The sequence below is a fragment of the Thalassospira sp. MBR-102 genome (genome assembly GCF_040549275.1).
Classification (GTDB): Bacteria; Pseudomonadota; Alphaproteobacteria; order Rhodospirillales; family Thalassospiraceae; genus Thalassospira; species Thalassospira xiamenensis.
The window spans coordinates 1-14,618 of sequence record NZ_JBEPTC010000008.1 but is presented as its reverse complement, the minus strand read 5'-3'; the positions used below and the strand labels follow the sequence as shown (position 1 = coordinate 14,618).

Here is a 14,618-nt window from a genome sequence, read left to right as displayed (position 1 = left end):
AGCTATCTGCGAATTCACATTTGAATTCTTGCCGCACATACCCGGTCAGACCAGAACGAAGTCAAGGAGTCCGATGAAGATATGCGGGGTTTTTGACCGCTACTGTCCGGGATGAAAATCTTCCTGTTTTTGGGCCGAACCGGTTAAGATTGTCTAAACGGCTGAAATTACTTTGAAACTGTGGCGACTCCTTGGAAATTTTCGGAGTCTATTAACTTTTTGCGGTGATGCTTTCCTCAAGAAATATGGGGGAACCTGGAACGCATCATGACAAAGAAAACATCCTTACCGCTTGATCAGGTTATGGTCGGGGACTGCATCGAACTGATGAACAGCCTGCCGGAAAAGTCGGTCGATCTGATTTTCGCCGATCCGCCCTATAACCTGCAGCTGGGTGGTGATCTGCTGCGCCCTAATAATTCCAAGGTCGACGCGGTTGACGATCATTGGGACCAGTTTGACAGTTTCCGTCACTATGACGAGTTCACCCGTGACTGGCTGACCGCCGCGCGCCGTGTCCTTAAGGATACCGGTGCGATCTGGGTGATCGGTTCGTATCACAACATTTATCGCGTCGGCACGGTGATGCAGGATATCGGTTACTGGATCCTGAACGACATCGTGTGGCGCAAAACCAACCCGATGCCGAATTTCCGTGGCAAACGTTTCTGCAATGCGCATGAAACCCTGCTGTGGTGTTCGAAAAACGCCGAGCAGAAGGCGATCACGTTCAATTACGAAGCGATGAAGCAGCTCAACGAAGGATTGCAGATGCGGTCCGACTGGTTGCTGCCGATCTGTTCCGGGTCCGAGCGCCTGAAGAATGAAAAGGGTAAAAAGGTCCATCCTACCCAGAAACCCGAAGCATTGTTGCAGCGTGTTCTGCTGGCGACGACCCGTCAGGGCGACGTTGTACTTGATCCGTTCTTTGGTACCGGCACCACCGGTGCGGCAGCGCGCCGCCTTGGCCGTCACTTCATCGGGCTTGAGCGCGAGGAAGAATATGCAAAGGCCGCCAAGGAACGCATTGCCAAGGTTCAGATGCTTGATGGTGAAAGCCTTGAGATGACGGAGTCGAAGCGGTCGCTTCCGCGTATTCCGTTCGGTGCGGTCATCGAACGCGGTCTGCTGGCACCGGGCGACAAGATTTATGACAACCGCGGCAATGTTGCAGCGCTTGTTCGTGCCGATGGCTCAATCAGTCACAAGGACAATGCCGGTTCGATTCATCAGATCGGTGCCCATGTTCAGGGCGCACAGGCTTGTAATGGCTGGACTTATTGGCATTACAAGTGTGACGGGCGATTGGTTGTGATCGACAATCTGCGCAGTCAGCTTCGCAAGGAAATGGGGCAGGTTTCCGCCTGATTTCGTGCGGTGCAACACGCTTAAAATGATCTGATCAGGAAGGCCGGGATGGTTGTGAAACCTTCCGGCCTTTTGCATTCGGGGGCAATTCTTGCTATATCTTGAATCTTGGAATTATCCGTAAGGATAGATGGAGAGCCCCATGCAGGTTGGCGCAACAGGTAGTGCCGCTTACGCACCGAACCCGGTCCAGATCCAGCAGGCAGCTGCACCGATCGCCGAAACAGGTGGTAACGATCTTCAGTCACCGTCGGCCCAGCGGGTCGATCAGGTGGCAGAAAGCGACACGTCACAACAATCGGCCCCGCCGAGCAGCACGGGCCGTGGGCAGGTTATTGATATATACGCCTGACCACCTGATTAACGATTTAAAAGGCCCGCGCCGGAATGGCAACGGGCCTTCTTTTTGCGTTTTGAACGTTCGCTTGACGCCGACCTAGCGGTATTTCAGCGCGTGACGCACGATTTTTTTCATCACCGTCGGCAGGGCGAATTGCGATAACCCGTCAATCGTTGTCCAGCTGCCATCAAGTTTTGCCGCGTCGCTTTCAGCTATATTGGCGGCAAGGACCGTCACATCGAGATGGAAATGGGTGAAAGTGTGCCCGACAGTACCATCTAGTTCCGTCCAACTTGCCTTGATCGGGGCTTCGGACAACATCACATCGTCCGGGGCCTCAATCGCGCGCCAGTCACTGCCGGGCACTTCGTAAAGTCCACCCAGAAGACCCTTTTCCGGGCGGCGCCGGACCAGGATTTTACCGTCTTCGCGCCGTATCCAGAAGGCATAGCCAACCCGGGTTGGTTTGGCGGGTTTCTTACGTTTTTTGGGTAGTTCCGGGGCAATGCCCGATTTGCGGCCTTCGCAGGAAGCCTGCCACGGGCAAATGCCACATGCCGGATTGCGTGGCGTGCAGATCGTTGCGCCCAAATCCATCAGCGCCTGCGCATAGTCGCCCGGCCGGTCGGACGGGGTCAGGGCCGCCGACTTTTCCTTGATTTCGGGTTTGACGTCGGGCAGTGGGGTTTCAAGCGCAAAAAGACGGGATATGACCCGTTCGATATTGCCATCGACCGGGCTTGAATGACGGTTAAAGGCGATGGCTGCAACGGCGGCGGCGGTATAGGGACCGATGCCGGGCAGCTTCAGAAGGCCTTCTTCGGTATCGGGGAACCGGCCGCCATATTCATCGGCAACAACCTTGGCGCATTTGTGCAGGTTGCGTGCGCGTGCATAATATCCCAGACCTTGCCAGGCATGCAGAACTTCATCGAGATCGGCATTGGCAAGATCGTTGACAGTCGGCCAGCGTTGCAGGAATGCCGCGAAATAGGGACCGACCGTAATCACGGTGGTCTGTTGCAGCATGATTTCGCTAAGCCAGACGCGGTAAGGGTCCTGTGCGTCGCCCGGTTCGGCACGCCATGGAAGGGTGCGATGATGACGGTCATACCAGTCCAGCATGGTCCGACCGAGGTGATGGATTTCGTCGTTGGTGAAATGCACGGCGTTCCCGTGTTATGTTGCGGGGATGAAAACGGGTAATTACGTTTAGGTCAGATTCAGACCCTACGAAAGAAGCGGGCGTGAGCAAGCAAAAAGATATGACCGATACGCCGACACATAGCACGCCAGATCAGCGTGCCGATATGGTTGCTGCAAAAAATGCGGTCAAAAAGAAACAAAAGATTACCCCGATGGGCAGTTCGGAGCGCCGCATGGGCCTGCGCAATATTGCCGCCATGGTTGGCAATCTGACACGTCCGCTGGTCCGCAAACGCGGTTTCTTTCAGGCCGAAATCATTTTGCACTGGTCCGAAATTGTCGGTCGCGATCTTGAACAATTCACCATGCCGGTCAAATACAATCCGCCTCGCGGCGAAAATGCCGGGGGCGGAACCCTTGTGATCCGGGTGATGGGACCGGTGGCGATTGAATTACAGCACCGCATGCCGCAGATCATCGACCGGGTGAATACCTATTTCGGATATCGCGCGGTTGAACGCATCAAGATGATGCAGGGAGATATTTCCCGCCCGGAGCGCACCGTCAAACGGCCGGAAAATGTGCCCGAAGGTCCGATCCGCGAAACCAGCGAGATCGATATCGCCAAAATCGAAGACCCGCATCTGCGCGAAGTGCTGACCCGGCTTGGACGCCGCATTTCGGGGGACGTTCACGCGCGGGGGCAACCGGGACAGAAGAAATAGCCGGTGAAATTGCGTTTAAAATCACGTGTAAGTCATTTGCCAATCGGTGGCCCAAAGCCTTATTCCGATGCGGGCCGGATCGAATCATTTTCCCATAATGTTTGATCACGGAGTTGCCGCATTTCCAAACGATGTTGGCGACTCGTTGGCTCATTAGCGCTTTTGGGGGGCGTGTTGACTCCCGCGCTGCAACAGGCTTGTAATCACAAAATATTGTTTTAACGGAGGTTTCCTTGCTGAAGGCAGTTAAGTTTTTTGCGGTCGCATGTGCATTTGCGATTGGTGTTGTCGGGGCGCAGCAGGCCGAGGCTGTAGAATATAAGGAACATGTGCTTGGCAATCCGGATGCGCCGGTGACGATCATCGAATATGCGTCGCTGACCTGCCCGCATTGCGCCACATTCCATAATGAAACCCTGCCGGAGATCAAGAAATCGTTGATCGATACCGGAAAGGCCAAGCTGATCTTCCGCGATTATCCGCTTGATGGCGTTGCGGTTCGCGCGGCGGCTGTTGCGCAGTGTGCCGGTGATGACCGTTATTTTGGTGTTTTGGGCATGCTGTTCAAATCGCAGATGACCTGGGCACGGGCCGCAGACCCGATTGACGGGATTAAACAGGTGGTTCGTTTTGCCGGTATGGATGGCGATGCGGTTGATGCCTGCATGGCGGACGAGGCCCTGATCGACGGGATCGTTGCATCGCGCATGCGCGGCGAACAGGAATTCAAGGTCAATTCAACGCCGAGCTTCGTGATTGATGGTGAAACCTTTGCCGGTTCGCGCGATCTGAAGTTCTTTGAAGACAAAGTCGAAGATCTGACCAACTGATAAATATGATCCTGCCGGATGCTGCAGATGCGACATCCGGCAATCAGGGGAAGGGACGGATCGGGGGCATGATTGGTCCAGTTTAAATCGCTACGGCTGACGGGGTTCAAATCCTTCGTCGATTCAACCGAATTGCTGGTTGAAGACGGGTTGACAGGTGTTGTCGGCCCGAATGGCTGTGGCAAATCCAATCTTGTCGAAGCCCTGCGCTGGGTCATGGGTGAAACCTCTGCCAAGCAGATGCGCGGCTCGGACATGTCCGACGTTATTTTTGGCGGGACATCGTCGCGTCCTGCGCGGAACGTGGCCGAAGTTACCGTCGTTCTGGATAATGCCGAACGCAAAGCACCGGCGATGTTCAACGATCACGAAACGCTTGAGGTCGTGCGACGTATCGAACGCAGCGGCGGGTCGAATTATCGGGTCAATGGCAAGGATGTCCGTGCGCGTGACGTCCAATTGCTGTTTGCCGATGCCGCGACCGGGGCACGGTCAAACGCGATGGTGTCACAGGGCAAGATCGGTGCGCTGATCGGAGCGAAGCCAAGTCAGCGCAGACTGGTTCTGGAGGAAGCCGCCGGTATTACCGGCCTGCATTCACGCCGTCACGAGGCCGAGCTTCGACTTAAAAATGCCGAACAGAATATGGAACGCCTTGAAGACGTTCTGGTCACACTCGATAGCCAGATCGCGTCTCTGCAAAAGCAGGCGCGACAGGCCGAACGGTATCGCAAACTTTCCGAAAGCATCCGCCAGACGGAGGCTCTGCTATTCCACATCCGCTGGACCGATGCCGAAAAACGGCAAGCAGATGCCCGTGAATTGCTGGTGCTGGGCGAAAGTGCCGTGCGTGACCTGACCGGTCAGGTGACCGAGGCAACGACCATTCAGGCCCATATTGCGGCAAGCCTTCCGGATCTTCGCAAAAAGGAAAGCGATGCGGCAGCGGCCTTGCAGCGCATGCTGATCGAGCGTGAGGGACTGGACAAGGACAAGTCACAGATCGAAACCCAAATGTCGCAGCTTCGTGCGCGCATCCAGCAGATTGATGCCGACCTTGCGCGTGAAGCCGAACTGGCAAGCGACGCCGAAGGGGCGTTGAACAAGCTTAAGGCAGAACGCGAAGAGCTGGGTCAAGCCCAGGACGGCGAGGATGACGAGCTTGACGAGGCAAAGGAACGCGCCGTCGCGCAGGCCGCAAGGGTTGAAACGCTGGAAGGGCAGGTTGACGAACTGACCAACCGGGCAGCCGCCGAAGAAGCCCGGCTTAAAAGCGTTCAGCAGCGGTTAAGCGAGCTTTCCGCCCGCCGGTCACGTTTGACCGAACGCTATGACGAGGCCGTTGCCCGCCTTGATGATATCCGGGTTGAAGCCGATTTTACCGACGCCCTCGAAGAGGCCGGTCTGGCGCTTGAGGAATGCGAAGAACTTTGCGAGCAGCGCAAGCTTGCCATCGAAGATGCCGAAATGCGTCTTGCCGAATTGCGCGACCGTGAAGACAGCCTGAAAACGGCGGAAACCGAATCGCGCGATGCCCTGCGTGATGTCGAAAGCCGCAAGGCACGGCTTGTCGCCGAGATCGAGGCGCTTGAAAGTCTGGTCAAGGGCAATGCAGATCAGCAGTTCCCGGCGGTGATCGAAAAGCTTTCGGTGACCAGCGGCCTTGAAATGGCGATGGCGGCGGCACTTGGCGAGGACCTTGACGCGCCCGATGCCGAAGATGCCCCGATGCACTGGTCGGCGGTTGACCCCGACGCAGATGACCCTGACCTGCCCGAAGGGGTCCAGGCACTGGCGAAATTTGTTGACGGTCCGGCATTGCTGAACCGACGCCTTTGGCAGATCGGGGTTGTTGATGACGAGGCAACCGGTAACTGGCTGGCCAAGACGTTGAAAACCGGGCAGCGGTTGGTGTCGCGTGAAGGTGCGCTTTGGCGTTGGGACGGGTATCGGATCAAGGTTGGCGCGGAGCTTCCGGCAGCCGCACGTTTGCGACAGCGTAATCGACTTGAAGAATTACGCCTTGAGCTTGAAGAGATCGACGACGCGGTCGAGCTTGCAGCGGAAAAGGCCGATACAACGCGGGAAAATGTTGAACGTCTTGAAGAAGATGTTGAAGCCGCACGCAACGGCGAACAGGAAGCCCACCGTGCCCTTCGCGAGGCAGAGGGATCATTGGCCCGCGCGCGAGAAGAAATTGCCAATATCAAACGTGACGCCAGTGCCATTGAAGGACGCCTGCAAAACGCAGAAGAAGCAGAAAAGCGTGCCAAGCAGGACCTTGATGAACTGATCGCCGAGCAGGAAGAATTGGCGGCAACTCCAGAGGAATCGAGCGAAGGCCTGATGGAAATCAAGGCCGAACTGATTGAAAAACGTGCCGAGCTTTCGGATGCGCGTGCCGATCAGATGGAAGCGCGTAGCCAGCTTGAACGGATGCAGCGCGACGCATCTGGCCGCCGCAAGCGACTTGAATTTGTCGAAAGCGAAATCGCATCCTGGAATGATCGTGCATCGGGCGCAGGCGAACGTGTGGCCCAGCTTCGCGAGCGTCAGGAAGAAGCGCGCATGGAGATCGAGGAGCTTGAACTTAAGCCCGACGAGATAGAAGAGCGCCGCGCGATCCTTTCCGACCGTATCGAGATTGCCGATCAGGCACGCAAGGACGCGGCGGATGAACTGGTGCGTGCCGAAAATGCGCAGCGCGAAGCCGATCAGAACCTTAAGGAAGCGGAACAGAAACTAGCCGAGGCCCGCGAAGGCCGGGTTCGGTGCGAGGCCCTTCTGGAGCAGGCAGAACAGCATCGTCGCGATTTGATCGAACGCATTCGCGAACGGGTTAATGCCACGCCTGATCAGCTTGTCGAACTGGCCGAAATCGATCAGACCAAGGAATTACCATCCGAAGACGATATCGAGGCCCGTTTGCAGCGTCAGTCGCGCGAACGCGAAAACCTTGGTGCGGTTAACCTGAGGGCCGAGGTCGAACTGGCCGAGATGGAAGAACAGAAAGACACACTGGTTTCCGAACGCGATGACCTGATCGCCGCCATTGATAAATTGCGCAATGGTATCAACCAGCTGAACCGTGAAGCACGGAATCGCCTGAAAGCGGCATTTGACGAAGTCGACAAACATTTCCAGCAGTTGTTTGTCCGCCTGTTTGGCGGTGGCGGGGCGCATCTGATGCTGACTGATGCGGACGATCCGCTGGAAGCCGGGCTTGAGATCATGGCATCCCCGCCGGGCAAGAAATTGCAGCACCTTTCATTGCTGTCTGGTGGCGAGCAGGCATTGACCGCTGTTGCGCTTCTGTTTGCGGTGTTCCTGACCAACCCGGCACCGATTTGCGTGCTCGACGAAGTTGACGCACCACTTGATGACGCCAACGTCGACCGGTTCTGTAAATTGCTTGAAGCGATTGGTCGTCACGCCAATACGCGTTTCCTTGTGATTACCCACCATCGCATGACCATGGCCCGCATGAACCGCCTGTTCGGGGTGACGATGGCGGAACGTGGTGTTTCCTCGCTGGTGTCGGTCGATTTGCGCCAGGCCGAGGTCTATTCCCAGAAAGAGCAAAAAGAGCTCGATTTTACCAATTGATGATTTTTCCGGTATTTGGGTTTCGTTCGTCTCTGCCTTTGGGTTAAGAGGGAGGCTTGGCGAGATAATCCAACCGGGAAAATTGCGAAAATGTCCAAAGAAGTCCGTGCGTTATACGAGCAATTTCCTTATCCCATGCGTGACCCGCAGGAGGAAAAGGAACGGTTGCTGATGCCGCCGATGGACACCCTTTCGCGGGTCAATCATTACGGTTTCGGCGGACGCAAGAAGATTGATGCGAGATTTCGTGCGCTTGTTGCCGGGGGCGGTACAGGTGACAGTCTTGTCTGGCTGGCCGAACAACTGCGCGATTGCGGCGGGCAGGTTACATATCTGGAACCATCAAGTGCGAGCACCAAGGTGGCGCGTGCCCGCGCCGAAGCACGTGGGTTGACCAATATTACCTATGTGAATGCAACGATTGGCGAGTTTGCCGCGACCGCACCGGAAAAGTTCGATTACATCAATTGTGCTGGTGTGCTGCATCACCTTGAGGTTCCCGAACAAGGTCTTCGTGATCTGGTGTCGGTTCTGGCCAATGATGGTTGCATCGGTACCATGCTGTATGGGGAACATGGCCGCCTTGCCGTGACCGAGTGGCGCAAGATGGTTGCACCGCTTCTGCCCGGAAAGACGCTTGATGAGCAGCTTGCCATGACCCGAAGCCTTCTTTCGATGCTTCCCGAAGGCAACATGCTGCTTAAAATGGGGGGTGGTCCGGGCTTTATTAAAGGGTTGCTGGAAAACGATCCCGAGATTGTCGATCTGCTGCTGCATCCGGTTGAATGTGCCTATGACGTGCACGGGGTCTATGACTTTGCTGCCTCGGCAGGGCTTGATGTTGCTGCCTTTACCGGCTTTTTCGGTTTTGGCGGCACCGGAAAGGCGCATTACAGCATTGAAAACCATGTTGCGGACCCGAAAATCCTGCGGGATCTGATGGCTTTGCCGCTTCGCGATCAGCAGGCATTTTGTGAACGTTACAGCTGTGCGATGCCGTTGCATGCCTTTTATCTTACACGTTCTGATGCCAAACGTGCGGCGGGAACAACGACAATGCCGGATCGTGATTTGTGCCCGTGGTTCTTTGTCGCCCCTTCTGACGGTTTCTTTGACGATATGCTGACCAATGCAGGCAAACCGATTATCCTTGCGGATGGAACCGGTAATGCGGTCGATCTGACCGGTGGACCTGACTTGGCCAGGCTTTTAGCGCTGTTTGATGGCAAGACGTCCTTTGGCGATATATCAGCCCGGTTGCGTGACGAAATCCTGCACAAACAGCCCATCGATATGAACCAGATTGCAGTCAATACATTGGCCGCTGTCTGGGCGCTGTTTCACAAGTTCGACTGGATGCTGGCATCGTCATCCGAAAGCGGCTGGCAGCAGCAGGATGGACAACGCCGTTTGTCAGTTAATTTGCCGAAGTGATCCTTGATCGGTGTTTTTGCGGCTAACGGCGCGGGCGGATTTGTGATGAATCGGCATGGCTGATGACTGCGTGTTCCAGCCCGTATCGGACCTTGGGCGGGATACCGGTGCCAAAACACGGTACAAAAGGCGGAAATCAATAAAAAGCGATTGAATTCACAATGGTTACTCAGAAGCCCAATTCAGCGGTTCAACGGGCCAGGAACCAAGGGAAACCGCCGGTTGCAAGCGGTTGTTTATGGAAAAGTCTGATAAATGCGGCTGCGACTATCGCCTAACGTCAAATGTGAATGATCACACATTTCGACGGTAAAATTGTTATAAAACAGATGTTTAATGTCAATTTTGTGCCCCCGGCAAGGTGGGGTTTTACGGCTTGACAGCCTATGGGGCGCTAAGTATGTTGCCCGCGCATTTCCTTGCGACGTTTGCAAGGCTGCCACAGCGGGGTTCACGACAATGAGCGATGATAAAGATCGCGCTTCATTAGCAGAGCTTGAAAGCAAGTTGGTGGCCGTAGCAAGCAAGCGTGAAGAAACGCACAGCCCGAACCGGGCGACCGGCAAACCATCCCAAGGGATGGCATTAGGAATGAGAATTTCGGCGGAAATGATCGCTGCTGTTCTTGTTGGACTATTGATTGGCTGGGCGCTGGATCGGGTGCTTGGTACGACGCCCTGGCTGCTTGTTCTGTTTGTATTTCTCGGAGCAGGTGCTGGTGGTCTTAACGCTTATCGGGTGGCCAAAGGATTCGACAGTGCAGTCGGACTTGGACGCGCGATGGGGGAGCGCAAGCAGGGGGACAAGGATTAGCCTTGGCCCTCAAAAGATTGAGCGAGGATTACGGTGGCTGGACCGCTAGAGCAGTTTGAAATCAAGCCCTTGGCCGAGCTTTCGGTTGCCGGCATTGATGTTTCCTTCACCAACTCCGCACTTTGGATGGTGATCGCAGCCGTTCTCGTAACGGGCTTCATGACGCTCAGCATGCGTCGTGGGGCATTGGTGCCTGGCCGTTGGCAGGGTGCCGCCGAGGTGATGTATGAATTCGTCGCCAATATGTTGAAAGATAACGTGGGGACCGCGGGGCGCAAGTATTTCCCGTTCGTTTTCACCCTGTTTATGTTTGTTCTGTTCGGGAACCTGCTTGGCATGATCCCGCACAGCTTTACTTTTACGAGCCATATCGCTGTGACTTTTGCGATGGCTCTGGTGATCTTTATCGGTGTGACCATTATCGGCTTCGTTCGCCACGGTACGCATTACTTCCGGATGTTCTTCCCGGCAGGTGCGCCGATTGCAACGGCCTTCATTCTGATCCCGATTGAAATCATCTCCTATTTCTCTCGTCCGTTCAGCTTGGCGATCCGACTGTTTGCGAACATGACCGTCGGACACATCATGCTGAAAGTGATTGGCGGGTTCGTCGGCCTGATCGGCATCTTCGGCGTCCTTCCGTTTGCTCTTCTGACGGGGATTACGGTTCTGGAGTTCGGCATTGCTGCGCTTCAGGCTTATGTCTACACCATTCTCACCTGCATCTATCTCCATGATGCAATCCACATGCACTAATGCTAGTGGACCGGTGTGATCTCTTCTGATTGCCTTTAAGAAATTCGAAAGGGTGAAGTTATGGAACTCGATGCTGCTAAGATGATCGGTGCTGGCCTGGCTGCTATTGGCATGATTGGTGCCGGTATCGGGGTTGGTAACATCTGGTCGAGCCTGATTGCGACTGTTGGCCGTAACCCGGCTGCAAAAGGCGACGTTGAACTGTATGGCTGGATCGGCTTTGCCGTTACCGAAGCTATTGCACTGTTCGCACTCGTCGTTGCGCTGATCGTTCTGTTCGGCTAATCGGCGCCTTTTGCGCGAATACTCGGCCCGGCGAGGATACCCCTCGCCGGTGTCGTTGAATTCGGGAGTAGGCTATGCCGCAGTTTGATATTGCGACGTTCTCGGAACAGATTTTCTGGCTGTTCGTTATTTTTGGCATCCTGTATTTCCTGATGTCGAAAATCGCGCTGCCGAAGGTTGGCGAAGTTCTGGAACGCCGTCACAAGACTATTGAAGACAATCTTGGCAAGGCCCGGGCGTTGAAAGACGAAACCGATGCCGCCATCGCGAAGTACGAGGCTGCCTTGGCAGAAGCTCGTGATGCCGCACAGGCAGATATTCGCGAAGCAACGGAGAAAGCAGCTGCAGAGCAAGCTGCGAAAACCGAAGCGCTGGTCAAGAAACTGTCGAAAAAGACCGCTGATGCCGAAAAGGCAATTGCCGGTGCGAAAGACGACGCAATGAAAGGTGTGGCCGAAGCTGCATCTGAAATCGCCCGTGAAGCAACCGACAAGCTTATCGGTGTCAAGGTTCAGGCCAAAACTGCCGACAAGGCCGTTTCGGCGATTGTAGGAGAGTAAGAAGATGGCAACCCCGCACGAGGTTACGTTCCTTACCGATCCTTACACCTGGACCACGCTTTCTTTCTTGCTGGTTGCCGGTTTCGGCGGCTTCAAGGCTGTTAAGGGTATTTCCGGTGCACTCGACAAGCGTGCGCAGAAAATCTCGGAAGAGCTGGATGAAGCACAGCGCCTGCGTGAAGAAGCTCAGGAGCTTCTGGCCAAATATCAGGCCAAACAGCGCGAAGCATTGAAGGAAGCGGATGAAATCCGCGCCCATGCCAAGGTGGAAGCCGACCGCATGCTGGAGAATGCCCAGGCTGAACTGAAAGCGTCGCTCAAGCGTCGTGAACAGCAGGCCATGGACCGTATTGCCAATCTCGAAACCCAGGCCATTGCCGAAGTTCGTGCCCGTGTGGCCGAAATCGCGGCACAGGCCACATTTGCACTGGTTTCCGAAAAGGTTACTGCTGCAAAGGCAGACGAGCTTGTCGATAGCGCAATTGCGGAAATCAAAGGTCGCCTGAATTAATAGTTTCCGGTTTTCGGAATGCAAAACCCCCGCAGAACTTCTGCGGGGGTTTTTGTTTGGGCGTGGTGTTGTCAGCCAATAAATCGTATCTATCCGGCGAACTGTTTGTCCCGGCCATGTGGCATATCAAGATCAAGAACAGGTCCCTTGGGCACGATGCCCGTCGGGTTGATCATCAGGTGGCTTTCATAATAGTGGCCCTTGATATGTTCAAAGAACACGGTCTGTTTGATGCCGGGCACCTGATATAGTTCGCGCGTATAGGCCCAAAGATTGGGATAGTCCTTCAGCATTTTCAGGTTGCATTTGAAATGCCCGTGATAGACCGGATCAAACCGGATCAGGGTGGTGAATAGCCGCCAGTCGGCCTCTGTCAGACGATCACCCGCCAGATAGCGATGGGTCGACAGACGTTCCTCCAGCCAGTCCAGCGTGCCAAAAAGCGTTGCCACAGCGTCTTCATACGCATCCTGAGCGGTCGCAAAGCCGGATTTGTAGACACCATTATTCACATCGTCATAGACGCGGCCATTGATCGCATCGATTTCGCTGCGCAGATCTTCGGGATAGTAATCGCCGGGTTTGGCTCCCAGATCATCAAAGGCAGTGTGGAGCATCCGGATGATTTCGGCAGATTCGTTGCTGACAATCCGGTTGGTTTTCTTGTCCCAAAGAACCGGCACCGTAACCCGTCCAGTATAATCAGGTTTTGCCGCAGTATAAATCTGATGCATGAAACGGTGATTGCCAAGATGGTCGGGCAGCCGGTCATCAGGGGAAAATTCCCAGCCATTTTCAAGCATGCGCCAATGCACGACCGAAACTGAAATCATGTCTTCCAGTCCCTTGAGGGCGCGGAAGATCAGCGTGCGATGTGCCCACGGGCAGGCATAGGAAACATACAGGTGATAACGACCAGCTTCGGCAGGAAATTCGGCGTCCTTGTCTTTCGACAGCCAGTTCCGAAAAGCGGCGTCCTGACGTTTGAACTTACCACCGGTCGATTTCGTGTCGTACCATTGGTCTTTCCATTCTCCATCGACCAAAAGGCCCATAATCGTATCCTCCGGTTTTTTGTGGTCCCGTGATATGCCGATTACGCGCGGCCGGGGTTGTTGTTCCCATCATCGTCATTTCCCCGTTGAATGCAATCGGGCGATATGACATTAATTTGTTTCCAAATGGGCAACAATTATTCGATACTCGGACAGGGGCAAAGCAATGCTGATCGGCAATCTGGATGGAATGACGGTTTTTGCTCGTGTCGTCGAGGAGCAAAGCTTTTCCGGTGCCGCGCGCAAACTTGCCATGTCAAAATCCGCGGTGAGCAAGCATGTCACCAAGCTTGAAGACAGTCTTGGCATTCGTTTGCTTAATCGCACGACACGCCGTTTGAGCCTGACCGACGCGGGTGCAACTTTTTATCAGCACTGCGCGCGCGTGGTTGAGGAAATCGAAACAGCCGAACATGCCCTGACCGATTTACGGGGCACGCCGCGGGGTACGCTCCGGATTTCGGCTCCGCTGACATTTGGCCAGCGGTATATGCCCGATCTGGTGTCTGAATTCATGGGCCTGCATCCGGGGTTGCATGTCGATATTCATCTGGCCGATCACATGGTTGATCTGGTTGCCGAAGGGTTCGATATGGCCATCCGCATCACTCGGTTAAAGGATTCCAGCCTGATTGCCCGCAAGCTTGCCGACTTTAACGGTTACGTCGTGGCATCGCCGGGCTACATCGCCGAACATGGTGAACCCAAACACCCGACCGAACTGGCCAATCACCGGACACTTGCCTATACCAACCTTCCCAGCCCGAATGTCTGGGAATTTGAAGGAGCCGAAGGCCAGATTAATGTCCGCGTCAATCCGGTCATGTCGTGTAACAATGGTGATTTTACCTCGTTCGCAGCGATCCGGGGCCTTGGTATCGCGCGTGAACCGGAATTCATCGTTGCCGAGGCGCTTCAAAAAGGGTCGCTGGTCGAAATCCTTAAGGAATATAATTCGCTGGCCAGTGGCGGGATTTATGCCGTATATCCGGAACGACGCCATCTTCCGACCAAGGTGCGTATTTTTATTGATTTTCTGGTGGAAAAGTTTCGCGGTGGATTATGTAATTTCCACAAAACGATGTATCCGGTCGACTAAAGCATTTTGCGTTTTATAGGAATCATTGAAGGGATTCCCCTTAGTGTATTTATGTGATTCACTTCCGTCAGGAGGTGCTTCATGGGCAAA

At 54.8% G+C, this 14,618-nt stretch carries 14 protein-coding genes; 12 read left to right on the top strand and 2 right to left on the bottom strand.

What is annotated here, in order from left to right:
* Positions 1-267: 267 nt before the first annotated feature.
* Both ABIE64_RS14095 and ABIE64_RS14090 read left to right on the top strand, forming a co-directional pair.
* Positions 268-1,368: a site-specific DNA-methyltransferase gene (locus ABIE64_RS14095; RefSeq protein ID WP_007089074.1), complete on the top strand. Its 1,101-nt coding sequence runs from the start codon at positions 268-270 to the stop codon at positions 1,366-1,368.
* 142 nt (positions 1,369-1,510) lie between these two features.
* Positions 1,511-1,720, top strand: coding sequence for a hypothetical protein (locus ABIE64_RS14090; protein WP_354377747.1), 210 nt, complete (start codon positions 1,511-1,513; stop codon positions 1,718-1,720).
* A gap of 84 nt (positions 1,721-1,804) precedes the next feature.
* Here the strand turns inward: ABIE64_RS14090 and mutY are convergent, their stop codons facing one another.
* The gene (mutY, locus tag ABIE64_RS14085) at positions 1,805-2,875 is read right to left on the bottom strand and encodes an A/G-specific adenine glycosylase (protein WP_354377746.1); all 1,071 of its coding nucleotides are present in this window, start codon (positions 2,873-2,875) and stop codon (positions 1,805-1,807) included.
* Between the two features lie 80 nt (positions 2,876-2,955).
* Here mutY and ABIE64_RS14080 point away from each other — a divergent pair, with 80 nt between their 5' ends.
* From ABIE64_RS14080 to ABIE64_RS14040, 9 genes are all read left to right on the top strand, one after another.
* A complete protein-coding gene (locus ABIE64_RS14080) occupies positions 2,956-3,579 on the top strand; it encodes a DUF721 domain-containing protein (protein ID WP_007089071.1) in 624 nt (207 codons plus the stop codon).
* 233 nt (positions 3,580-3,812) lie between these two features.
* The gene (locus ABIE64_RS14075; protein WP_007089070.1) at positions 3,813-4,409 is read left to right on the top strand and encodes a thioredoxin domain-containing protein; all 597 of its coding nucleotides are present in this window, start codon (positions 3,813-3,815) and stop codon (positions 4,407-4,409) included.
* A gap of 72 nt (positions 4,410-4,481) precedes the next feature.
* Positions 4,482-8,015: a chromosome segregation protein SMC gene (smc, locus tag ABIE64_RS14070; protein ID WP_354377745.1), complete on the top strand. Its 3,534-nt coding sequence runs from the start codon at positions 4,482-4,484 to the stop codon at positions 8,013-8,015.
* 90 nt (positions 8,016-8,105) lie between these two features.
* Positions 8,106-9,449 carry a class I SAM-dependent methyltransferase gene (locus ABIE64_RS14065; RefSeq protein ID WP_354377744.1) on the top strand — a complete coding sequence of 448 codons (1,344 nt, stop codon included), beginning with the start codon at positions 8,106-8,108 and terminating at the stop codon, positions 9,447-9,449.
* 459 nt (positions 9,450-9,908) lie between these two features.
* A complete protein-coding gene (locus ABIE64_RS14060) occupies positions 9,909-10,262 on the top strand; it encodes an AtpZ/AtpI family protein (protein WP_007089068.1) in 354 nt (117 codons plus the stop codon).
* Between the two features lie 33 nt (positions 10,263-10,295).
* Complete coding sequence (locus tag ABIE64_RS14055; protein WP_007089067.1) at positions 10,296-11,018, top strand: F0F1 ATP synthase subunit A; 723 nt, start codon at positions 10,296-10,298, stop codon at positions 11,016-11,018.
* Positions 11,019-11,078: 60 nt separating this feature from the next.
* Positions 11,079-11,303, top strand: coding sequence for an ATP synthase subunit C family protein (locus ABIE64_RS14050; RefSeq protein WP_007089066.1), 225 nt, complete (start codon positions 11,079-11,081; stop codon positions 11,301-11,303).
* A 74-nt stretch (positions 11,304-11,377) separates the two neighbouring features.
* Positions 11,378-11,863, top strand: a complete 486-nt coding sequence (locus tag ABIE64_RS14045; protein ID WP_007089065.1) for a F0F1 ATP synthase subunit B family protein — start codon at positions 11,378-11,380, stop codon at positions 11,861-11,863.
* 4 nt (positions 11,864-11,867) lie between these two features.
* Positions 11,868-12,374 (top strand): F0F1 ATP synthase subunit B family protein, encoded by a 507-nt coding sequence (locus ABIE64_RS14040; RefSeq protein WP_007089064.1) that lies wholly within the window; start codon positions 11,868-11,870, stop codon positions 12,372-12,374.
* A gap of 89 nt (positions 12,375-12,463) precedes the next feature.
* Here the strand turns inward: ABIE64_RS14040 and ABIE64_RS14035 are convergent, their stop codons facing one another.
* Positions 12,464-13,429, bottom strand: coding sequence for a glutathione S-transferase family protein (locus ABIE64_RS14035; protein ID WP_354377743.1), 966 nt, complete (start codon positions 13,427-13,429; stop codon positions 12,464-12,466).
* Positions 13,430-13,595: 166 nt separating this feature from the next.
* On the opposite strand from ABIE64_RS14035, the gene ABIE64_RS14030 reads away from it, so the two are divergent.
* On the top strand, positions 13,596-14,528 hold the full coding sequence (locus ABIE64_RS14030) for a LysR family transcriptional regulator (RefSeq protein ID WP_063095313.1): 933 nt from the start codon (positions 13,596-13,598) through the stop codon (positions 14,526-14,528).
* Positions 14,529-14,618: the final 90 nt, after the last annotated feature.

What these genes read in the sequence shown, in the direction of transcription:
- ABIE64_RS14060 (WP_007089068.1), top strand. Translation starts at nt 9,909, where the DNA reads ATGAGCGATGATAAAGATCGCGCTTCATTAGCAGAGCTTGAAAGCAAG.
- ABIE64_RS14045 (WP_007089065.1), top strand. Translation starts at nt 11,378, where the DNA reads ATGCCGCAGTTTGATATTGCGACGTTCTCGGAACAGATTTTCTGGCTG.
- ABIE64_RS14095 (WP_007089074.1), top strand. Translation starts at nt 268, where the DNA reads ATGACAAAGAAAACATCCTTACCGCTTGATCAGGTTATGGTCGGGGAC.
- ABIE64_RS14065 (WP_354377744.1), top strand. Translation starts at nt 8,106, where the DNA reads ATGTCCAAAGAAGTCCGTGCGTTATACGAGCAATTTCCTTATCCCATG.
- ABIE64_RS14040 (WP_007089064.1), top strand. Translation starts at nt 11,868, where the DNA reads ATGGCAACCCCGCACGAGGTTACGTTCCTTACCGATCCTTACACCTGG.
- ABIE64_RS14050 (WP_007089066.1), top strand. Translation starts at nt 11,079, where the DNA reads ATGGAACTCGATGCTGCTAAGATGATCGGTGCTGGCCTGGCTGCTATT.
- ABIE64_RS14030 (WP_063095313.1), top strand. Translation starts at nt 13,596, where the DNA reads ATGCTGATCGGCAATCTGGATGGAATGACGGTTTTTGCTCGTGTCGTC.
- ABIE64_RS14035 (WP_354377743.1), bottom strand. Translation starts at nt 13,429, where the DNA reads ATGGGCCTTTTGGTCGATGGAGAATGGAAAGACCAATGGTACGACACG.
- ABIE64_RS14090 (WP_354377747.1), top strand. Translation starts at nt 1,511, where the DNA reads ATGCAGGTTGGCGCAACAGGTAGTGCCGCTTACGCACCGAACCCGGTC.